Origin of the sequence: Bacillus sp. AP50, from assembly GCF_040492675.1 — a bacterium.
GTDB classification, from domain to species: Bacteria; Bacillota; Bacilli; order Bacillales; family Bacillaceae_G; genus Bacillus_A; species Bacillus_A cereus.
Map to the genome: position 1 here is coordinate 1 of NZ_JBEUTW010000170.1, position 8,578 is coordinate 8,578.

The following is an 8,578-nucleotide window of genomic DNA, read 5'->3' on the forward strand; positions in this document are numbered from 1 at the left end:
TATAGAAGAAATCGGCTGTTTTACGAAGTAAAGTAGCCGGTTTCTTTTTTTTGTATGTAAGAATAAATGTAAATATATCTTTATATTATTTTGGGTATATTATACAATTTTGTAAAGATATATTTACATTTTAGGAGGGGAAAGATGGATAAAAGAAAAGAAACGACTGTTACTGTTTCGATGGTTAAATTAAACTTTTCTTTCTTTTTTATAATAATTGCTTTGTCGTTTGGAATTGGTTATTTGCATATATTTCTTTCGGGTGGGGTTCAAGTTGAAGTTACATTATTAACGATGTTTCTTTTTATTATCGCAATGATTGTTCTCGTTTGTATTCATGAGGCGATACATTTAATTGGCTTTCGCTATATCGGAGGTGTTCCGTGGAGTGAACTAAAATGGGGCGTTAATTGGAAATTAGGTGTTGCATATGCTCATTCTAAACAGGCGGTTACAGTAAAGCAAATGAAGAAAGTGTTAATGCTTCCGTTTTTACCAACTGGAATTTTGCCAATTGTATTGGGATTAGCTATGAATCTGGAGCCACTCTCATTTTTAGGAATTCTACTAACAGGAGGTTGTATCGGTGACATTGCCGTATATCAAAAAGTTTCAAAGTTTCCAGATGATGCGCTAGTAAAAGATCATCCGAGTAAACCTCAGTTTACAGTGTATGAATAATAAGAGGAGGCGTTTGTGAAAAACGCCTCCTCTTATTATTGTTACTTTTGGTTGGTGAATTGATATATTGTGAAAATCGCTGATATAATTTATTTGTTATTATTGTGTTGATACCTCCACCTCTAAAAACGAAAGCACCTCCAACAAATCATCTACGATACGTGAATGCTTAAAATTCCCCCAAAACGAATCTTTTTTCCAAACACCAAGAATCCCTACTTGTTCAGAACCAAGCACATCGTTTTCTGGATGATCTCCAACATAAAGACATTCTTCTGCCTTCACATCTAGTCTTTGCAAAGCACGTTCGAAAATTTCAGGATGAGGTTTTTTAATTCCTTCAGCTTCTGAAACGAGAATGGTGTTTGTATACGTATGTATATGTAGTGCTCGAAGGTTGCTCATCTGAAATTCAGTAAAACCATTTGTAATAATACCAATTTTAATGTTTCGCTGTTTTAACTGTTGAAGTAGTTCATGCGTGTTTTTGAAAGGAATACAATGATGTTGGAAGGTTGTAATATAGTCGTGTAGTAGTTGTTCTTGCGTTAAAGTAGTAATGTTGTATTCGGAAAGGAGAGTAGCATATACTTTATCCTTCCACGTATAGCCATTATTATCGAGTTCAAGAAATCGAGAACAATACTTTGATTTCTCTATGCTCTTCAAATGTGAGGCGAAGCGATTATATTGCTCACAAATAAATTGTTCTAAAGATTGGCGCCGATCTAATAGTGTTCCATCTAAGTCGAATAAGATTGCACGAATCATGGGAAGCCTCCTTGCAGTTTTTATAATTAATTATCGCATATTCGTAAAAAAATGATTATGATATTTTGTAGAATGGAATAATGGGGGATTGTATGAAGAAACTGTATGGCAAGTTAGTGTGTTGTATTATAGCAAGCAGTTTAGTTACAGGATGCGAGAGTGCTATCGAGGTTACGAATGAAAAAGAAATTTGTAAAACAGAAGAAGAGTGCACGCAAATAGGAGATAAAACATTACAAAAAGTATATAAAAAGATAGAGGGACTTTCAGAACTTGAAAAAGTAGAGGATTATGACATAGAAGAGTATGAAAGTATGAATATGAAAGAGGCGGAACAGAAAAAAGAAGAGGATGACAATTACTTCTTTTTAGCTTCTTATTATATCGATGATGATGAAATTGTAGATCCTTATTTTGAGAAATTGGATCGTAAGAGATTGAATAAAGTTTTTGCAGATGACAAAGTAGCAAAAGATGATTTGTTAAGCCAGCGGCAAGATAGAGAGTATCATGAAACGTTATGGGACATGTATCGCACTCTCATTCCAGTGAAATATCGTGAGAATATAACAGGGTTGGATTTAATAACGGATGGTTATGACGGCGTTGTTGCCCATGTCATGCCAAGTATGGATGACCCGAGAGATTGGTTGCTTAGTTTAGACGTGCTCGATTCTGGGGTGAATATAGATGAAGTGATGAAAACATTAATTCATGAAACGGCTCACGTATTAACGATTGGGCATAAACAAGTACCAGTGGATAGGAAATATTTAGAGGCGTTTGATGAAGAGAAAGACATTTCATCATATCGAAATAAATGTAAAACGGTGTTCTTGAAAAATGGATGTGCGAGAAAAACTTCGTATATTAACCAATTTTATAATGAATTTTGGAAACCAATTGAGCAAGAGTGGACAGAAAAGAAAGTAGAAGAAAGTGAAGAGGCACAAATTGAATTTTATAAAGAAAAGCATGATGATTTTGTATCGCTGTATGGAACAACAAATGTAACGGAGGATATCGCAGATACATTTACAGCGTTCATTTTACAAGATTCAAAAAAGGTGAAAGAAGGAACAGAGTTAAAATATAAAAAAATTGCTTTCTTCTATCAGTTCCCTGAGCTTGTAAAAATGAGAGCGGAAGTGCTGTCGGGATTATATGATGTTTCAAAAACGATAGAACAACAAAGTGGAGACTAATGTGAGGTATGCTTTCGATATAGTTTCGTTAAAGAAAAGCGTGAAGAATTTTTAATTCTTTGCGTTTTTTTATGTTGATAAAATTGAAAATTCTGTATTTTTATTAAAAAGAAGAAGGAACTTGCGGTATAAAATAGAATTAGTATAAAAATGTCACAATTTAGACACAATTATAATGCGCGTGTTGTAGGGACTATAAGTTTACTCTCGAGGAGGTAATGAAACGTATGAAAACGATTCTTGCTGTTGCTGGTCTCATTTGGGTAATGTCTCACGGTTTTCCGATTTTTGAAGGGGAGCAAATTCGTAGTGCTTTGAATGAAAAGTTTAATGATTATCATGTGATAGATCGAAAAGATAATGTCGTTACAGTACGTGTGAAAGACTGTTTCCATACAGTTACGGTTGCGGATGGAAACATTACAAATGAAACGAAAATGTGTGATAAAAGGTAAAAGAAAGAAGCTGACTATAGCGCACTGTTTTGAGTCAGCTTCTTTTTCTTTTTCCAATTAGAATTTTTTCAAATGCCTCAACAAATACATACATAAGAGTTGCAAGAACACATGTGAGTAGTACGCTAAGTAAGACGAGTGTGAAGTTAAAGACTTGGAATCCGTAGCTAATTAAGTAGCCAAGTCCTTGTTTGGAAACGAGAAGTTCTCCGAAAATAACACCGACCCAGGATAAACCAACATTTACTTTTAACGTTGAGATAATTGCTGGAAAGGATGCAGGGAGAACGACTTGCTTATAACATTGCCATTTATTTGCGCCAAATGTGTCCATCACTTTTATATAGTTAGAATCGACTTCTTGAAATGCACTGTAAATAACGAGAATGGTAATGATGATGGAAATGATTACTCCCATTGCGATAGAAGATGAAATGTTTGGACCGAAAATAACGATGATGATTGGACCGAGTGCAACTTTTGGCATTGCATTTAGGACGACGAGGTAAGGATCAAGTACGCGGGCTAGAAGTGGCATCGACCAAAGAAACGTGGCAATAATAGCACCGAGTACCGTTCCGAGAATGAAGCCTACTCCTGTTTCCAGCAATGTCGTCCATATGTGGACCCAAAGTGAACCGTCGATCCATTTCGTTAAGAAGAGATCCCAAATACTCGAAGGAGAACTAAAGAGTAAAGGATCGATCCATTCTTTTTTGCTAGCTATTTCCCATAGTGCAAAGAAAAGAATAAGTAGTAAAAGCTGTAATGAGCGAGCAATCCAAGCACGCCTGCGTTCTTTCTTTCGAAATTGTTCATGTAGTTGTTTTATATTATCCAAGTCGTTCCAGCTCCTTCCATATATCTTGAAAGAGGGCTGGGAAATCGTAGTGATGGCGTGCTTCTAGCGGTGATAAAGAACGGATACTTTCCGGGACGATAAAGGTTTTTGCGATTTTTCCAGGATTCGCTTGCAGTAAATAAATACGATCACTCATCGCAATCGCCTCTTCAATATCGTGAGTAACAAGTAGTGATGTTTTCTTATATTTATTTAGTAAGTTGAAAACGAGTTCTTCTAGTTTTAATTTCGTTTGATAATCGAGTGCGGAGAATGGTTCATCTAGTAATAAAATTTTCGGATCAGTTGCTAACGTTCGAACGAGAGCAGCACGTTGACGCATACCGCCGGATAGTTCACGAGGATATTGTCCTTCTACCCCATGTAGACCGACTTGTTTTAAAAGATTTAAAGTATGTTCTTTCATCTGTTCATCATAAATCTTTCGAATATGAAGTCCAAGCATAATATTTTCTTCAATTGTTTTCCACGGGAATAAGTAATCTTGCTGCAACATATATCCCATAGATGAAGTTTTCGTTGTAATTGGTTCACCATCTAAAAAGACGATACCATCAATTGGATCAAGTAGTCCAGCAATGATTGAGAGGAGCGTTGTTTTACCGCAACCACTTGGGCCGAGTATAGAAATAAATTCGCCTTCTTCCACTTGTAAGCTCATATCTTCGAGAATAAGTTTGGCATTCTCTTTTGCGAAAAAACAGTGAGAAACGTTACGTATTTGTAAAAAACTCATACACTTCGCCTCTATTTCTTAATAACGCTTTCGGCAATTTTTGTATTGACGAGCGCTTCATGTGGGACTTCTTTTTGTAATTCACCAGCATCTTTCATAATCGTTTGGAGCTGTTTCCATTCTTCCGCATCTAGTAGTGGATTTGTCGCATAAGAATGTTGTTTTTTATACCGTTCAATTACTTTTACTGTAATGTCTTTCGAAGTGTCTTTAAATAGCGGAGAAACAGCATCAGCAATCTCTTCTGGACTATGTGTATCAACCCATTGCTGTGCTTTATAGAGCGCACGTGTGAACTTTTCAGCAGCAGCTTTATCTTTCTTTAAGAAACTTTCTTTTGCCATGAACGTTGTATAAGGAACAGTACCAGATTCATTTCCGAATGAAGCGACGATATAACCTTTACCTTCTTTTTCGAATATGCTTGCAGTCGGTTCAAAGAGCTGCACAAACTCTCCTGTACCAGATGCAAAGGCATTTGCAATATTAGCAAATTCGATATTTTGAATTAAGTTCGTATCTTTCCGAGGATCAATGCCATTTTTCTTTAAAACGTATTCCCCAACCATTTGCGGCATGCCGCCTTTACGCTGTCCTAAAAATGTAACACCTTTTACGTCATTCCAATTAAAAGAGTCTAGTTTTTTACGTGAAACTAAAAATGTCCCATCTGTTTGTGTAAGCTGTGCAAAGTTAATGACAGGGTCTTTCGCTCCTTGTTGATGAACGTAAATAGACGTTTCAGAACCGACGAGAGCAATATCAATTCCGCCAGATAATAGGGCGGTCATCGTTTTATCGCCACCAGCTGTTGTTTGTAGGTCAATATTTAGTCCTTCATCTTTAAAAAATCCTTTTTCAATCCCGACATATAATGGGGCATAGAAGAGAGAATGGGTAACTTCGCCAACGCGAATGTTTTGAGTTTGTTCTTTCGTACTTTCTTTTTTACTACTACAAGCAGCAAAAGTAAAAACAGCTAGTAACATGATGCAAAAAATCGCGATTAATTTTTTCACTATATAACACCTCCTAGAAGTCACTCTACAAGCATGATATGTAGGTAAGTGCCCATATGTGAGTGTAGATAGCAGGAATTTTTTGGGTGGTAAAGAAGTACAAATATAAGGGGTGATAAAATGGAGTACGAATACGATGATAGCGTACATTTACATCTTGATTATTTCGGGACAGAATGTGATATGGAATCGATCGCTTATAAGAGGAAGAATGAAGACGTATGGGATGTGTATTTTAATTTTGGAGTATACGGTATTCAGAAAGACGATGTAGAGTTAGGTAGGTTTATGGACGAATATGCCGGTTATTACGTTTTTTCTGTACATGCTCGCGATCTTAGTTGGGAATTTGGAAGTGCCCAGTTTGAAGAGTGGGTTTTGAAAAATCGGATAGTAGAAAAAACGCTACAAAAATAGGAGGAATTTTGTGATTGGATTTCTCATCTTATTATTTATTTTTGTGGCCGGATTTTTTATTATGCAAATGCTTATTTACCGATTTGCAAAGAAAAACATCCATAAATATACAAAAATAAAATGGTTTTATATGTGGCTACATATGAATATGAAAAAAGGACCGAGATTAGATTTTTTTGATTTTGTAGTTATAGTGCTCGTATGTATCGTATGGAAAATATGGCTGCTTCCTTTTATATAATACACATACTAATCATTTTCTCTTTTCGTTATAGTAATAGTTGTAAAAAACTTGCATTTATACGTAAAACAGTGAGTGGTGTTGTGAAAGATATTTTGACAAATACAGACACACATACATACGGAATTAAAGTGTGATTACAGAATGGACAAATTGGCCGTGTGTAAAGTGTGGGGGAATAAGAAAGAGGTCGTCCAACGGTGGACGACCTCTTTCTTATTATGCTTGATTAGTGCGGAAGAATGGAAGCTTCTGCACAATGTGAATTAATCCGTATGCAAGAATTAAGCACATAAGAGGATTAATGAAAAATCCATAGCGATTAATTGCTAAGAATAAGTTTGAGAAGATAATGTAAATAATTGAACTTGCTACTAGCATCATAACGCGTTTATGTTTAAATGAATTTAGCATGAAGCAGAAGCTGCTCAAGAATGTACCGATGATAAACACTCTATGACATAGTTGCATAAAGTTGTGAATACGATATTGGTCTACAGCAGGAGCTGTTTTGAATAATTCAATTGTTTTACCGACAGTGAACCAAGAGAACCAATAAGTGAAGTCCGTCTTAAATCCGTTCTTAATTAATTCTTTTGCGTATGCACCTTTGTCATCTAAGCCTTTAGCTCTCATTTCATTTACTATATTTTCATATCCAATTTTATTAAATGGATCTGCACCGGCAATTAGTGGATCTGCACCTTGGGTTGAGAATAAAATAAATTGGTTGAGTGCTAAGTAGTTACGAACAACCCATGCGCCAATAATAAAGAAAGGTCCGATAAACCATAACAATCCGATTCGAATGGATTCTTTAAATCCATATGTAAATAACACAACAAGAACAGGAATGAGCATCATTGGAGCTGGATTTGGACGGAACATAAGTAAAATTGAAACGACAATTCCAAACCATATATGGAATTTCACTTTATTGTATTTCCATGCGAGAACAAATACATATACACATAACGCCAATAAGAATATGGATGGAACTTCTGTTAGCAATGTACGGAAGTATGTATAGTTACTTGGATAAATAGCATATAAAATACTTGCAACAATTCCATAAATGTTTTTTTCGAACAATTCTTTTCCTATTAAGAATACTAATAGCACTGTGCAAAGGTTCATGATCATGTTAATAACAGTTGCTACGTAATAGTAAGGAATTGATGTAATATCAGAAATAATCATAGCGCCAGCTAATAGTAATGGCTGACCTGGTGTAATATATGCATTTTTCCCTGGAACTTCACTAGGTTCTAAATACACATAACCAAATACACCATGTTTTAATAGTTGTTCAGCTGTTAACGAATAGTTAAAGGCATCATTTGCACCATATGTTACTTTGACTAACTCTCCATCTAATCCTGGCTGTTTTACTAAACAAAAAACGTGCAACAGGAAAGAAAGCGCCAAAATTGCATATACCGCTTTAGGCAAACTCTTAAACTTAGTAAGCAAAAATGAGCAACTCCTTTTTTATTAATTCTTTCGTATTTTTATGTGAAATCTTTAATAGTATTAAGGATTTCCAAAACATAGTTATTATATCATAAAGTGGAATGCTGAAATTAAGTTTTTCAAGAATGAGTAATTTGTATACCACAATTTAACTGTTGATTAAGGGAATATTAAGACAATACATTTATGGTAGAAGCAAGTATGCAGACGAAATATGTAATATATGTTATTTTAATAGAAATAGTTCTTTCGATGCGGGGGAAATTAAGACATAGAAACGAGGGAATGAATTGAAGTATGGTTCTACACTTTTTCATCTTCCAAAAAGAAATATATTAATTTCTAGCATTATAAGTAGTATGGTGACTTTATTAGTAATAACTATGCTGTTTATGATTTTAAAGGTTTTTAATTTAGACATGATGAAAGATCATTTAAATCAAAAGCTTGTTTTAAGTGTTATGATGATTTTCATATGGGGCATAACGTTTTATATTACGCATTTCAATAAAAAAGAGATGTCTATACTTAGAGCATCCCTGCGAGTGCATTTTATATTACTTTTATTAGCTCATACAGTAGCGTTATTTTATATTGTCATGCAAGTTAATATGAGTTTCATAGAGGCAATGAATTGGATTTACTTTTATAATATGCAGTTTATATTAAGTTTTGTAGTAATTTATGCAATATATATTCTTGTATATAATTTAATAGG

General features: G+C 34.8%; 10 protein-coding genes and 2 pseudogenes. 7 read left to right on the forward strand and 5 right to left on the reverse strand.

Annotated elements, in window-relative coordinates:
* Positions 1-144: 144 nt before the first annotated feature.
* Positions 145-681, forward strand: coding sequence for a DUF3267 domain-containing protein (locus tag ABWK52_RS14535; protein WP_098541235.1), 537 nt, complete (start codon positions 145-147; stop codon positions 679-681).
* 99 nt (positions 682-780) lie between these two features.
* Here the strand turns inward: ABWK52_RS14535 and ABWK52_RS14540 are convergent, their stop codons facing one another.
* Entirely contained in the window at positions 781-1,452 is a 672-nt protein-coding gene (locus tag ABWK52_RS14540; protein ID WP_098279280.1) for an HAD family hydrolase, read from the reverse strand.
* A gap of 92 nt (positions 1,453-1,544) precedes the next feature.
* Between ABWK52_RS14540 and ABWK52_RS14545 the strand changes: the two genes are divergently transcribed.
* Positions 1,545-2,657: a recombinase family protein gene (locus tag ABWK52_RS14545; RefSeq protein ID WP_141537345.1), complete on the forward strand. Its 1,113-nt coding sequence runs from the start codon at positions 1,545-1,547 to the stop codon at positions 2,655-2,657.
* A gap of 227 nt (positions 2,658-2,884) precedes the next feature.
* The gene (locus ABWK52_RS14550) at positions 2,885-3,112 is read left to right on the forward strand and encodes a hypothetical protein (RefSeq protein ID WP_000849112.1); all 228 of its coding nucleotides are present in this window, start codon (positions 2,885-2,887) and stop codon (positions 3,110-3,112) included.
* Between the two features lie 34 nt (positions 3,113-3,146).
* Here the strand turns inward: ABWK52_RS14550 and ABWK52_RS14555 are convergent, their stop codons facing one another.
* Genes ABWK52_RS14555 through ABWK52_RS14565 form a run of 3 tightly spaced genes read right to left on the reverse strand, consistent with a single transcriptional unit; the run spans position 3,147 to position 5,729 of the window.
* Positions 3,147-3,953: an ABC transporter permease gene (locus ABWK52_RS14555; protein ID WP_098541230.1), complete on the reverse strand. Its 807-nt coding sequence runs from the start codon at positions 3,951-3,953 to the stop codon at positions 3,147-3,149.
* Positions 3,946-4,710: an ABC transporter ATP-binding protein gene (locus tag ABWK52_RS14560; protein WP_000009025.1), complete on the reverse strand. Its 765-nt coding sequence runs from the start codon at positions 4,708-4,710 to the stop codon at positions 3,946-3,948. Before ABWK52_RS14560 ends, ABWK52_RS14555 begins: the two co-directional genes overlap by 8 nt.
* An 11-nt stretch (positions 4,711-4,721) precedes the next feature.
* Positions 4,722-5,729, reverse strand: a complete 1,008-nt coding sequence (locus ABWK52_RS14565) for an ABC transporter substrate-binding protein (protein WP_000733151.1) — start codon at positions 5,727-5,729, stop codon at positions 4,722-4,724.
* Between the two features lie 120 nt (positions 5,730-5,849).
* On the opposite strand from ABWK52_RS14565, the gene ABWK52_RS14570 reads away from it, so the two are divergent.
* The 3 genes and pseudogenes from ABWK52_RS14570 to ABWK52_RS14580 all read left to right on the forward strand — a co-directional run.
* On the forward strand, positions 5,850-6,146 hold the full coding sequence (locus ABWK52_RS14570) for a DUF3986 family protein (RefSeq protein WP_000455580.1): 297 nt from the start codon (positions 5,850-5,852) through the stop codon (positions 6,144-6,146).
* A 10-nt stretch (positions 6,147-6,156) separates the two neighbouring features.
* On the forward strand, positions 6,157-6,387 hold the full coding sequence (locus ABWK52_RS14575) for a hypothetical protein (protein WP_098541228.1): 231 nt from the start codon (positions 6,157-6,159) through the stop codon (positions 6,385-6,387).
* Between the two features lie 65 nt (positions 6,388-6,452).
* Positions 6,453-6,524, forward strand: a pseudogene (locus ABWK52_RS14580) (DUF2196 domain-containing protein); the annotation flags it as partial.
* Positions 6,525-6,606: 82 nt separating this feature from the next.
* Here ABWK52_RS14580 and ABWK52_RS14585 read toward each other — a convergent pair.
* Entirely contained in the window at positions 6,607-7,860 is a 1,254-nt protein-coding gene (locus tag ABWK52_RS14585; RefSeq protein WP_000956220.1) for a glycosyltransferase family 39 protein, read from the reverse strand.
* 290 nt (positions 7,861-8,150) lie between these two features.
* Between ABWK52_RS14585 and ABWK52_RS14590 the strand changes: the two are divergent.
* Positions 8,151-8,578: pseudogene (locus tag ABWK52_RS14590) on the forward strand (LTA synthase family protein); the annotation flags it as partial.

Coding starts and splice junctions, on each gene's coding strand:
- ABWK52_RS14535 (WP_098541235.1), top strand. CDS start 145: ATGGATAAAAGAAAAGAAACGACTGTTACTGTTTCGATGGTTAAATTA.
- ABWK52_RS14570 (WP_000455580.1), top strand. CDS start 5,850: ATGGAGTACGAATACGATGATAGCGTACATTTACATCTTGATTATTTC.
- ABWK52_RS14545 (WP_141537345.1), top strand. CDS start 1,545: ATGAAGAAACTGTATGGCAAGTTAGTGTGTTGTATTATAGCAAGCAGT.
- ABWK52_RS14550 (WP_000849112.1), top strand. CDS start 2,885: ATGAAAACGATTCTTGCTGTTGCTGGTCTCATTTGGGTAATGTCTCAC.
- ABWK52_RS14560 (WP_000009025.1), bottom strand. CDS start 4,710: ATGAGTTTTTTACAAATACGTAACGTTTCTCACTGTTTTTTCGCAAAA.
- ABWK52_RS14540 (WP_098279280.1), bottom strand. CDS start 1,452: ATGATTCGTGCAATCTTATTCGACTTAGATGGAACACTATTAGATCGG.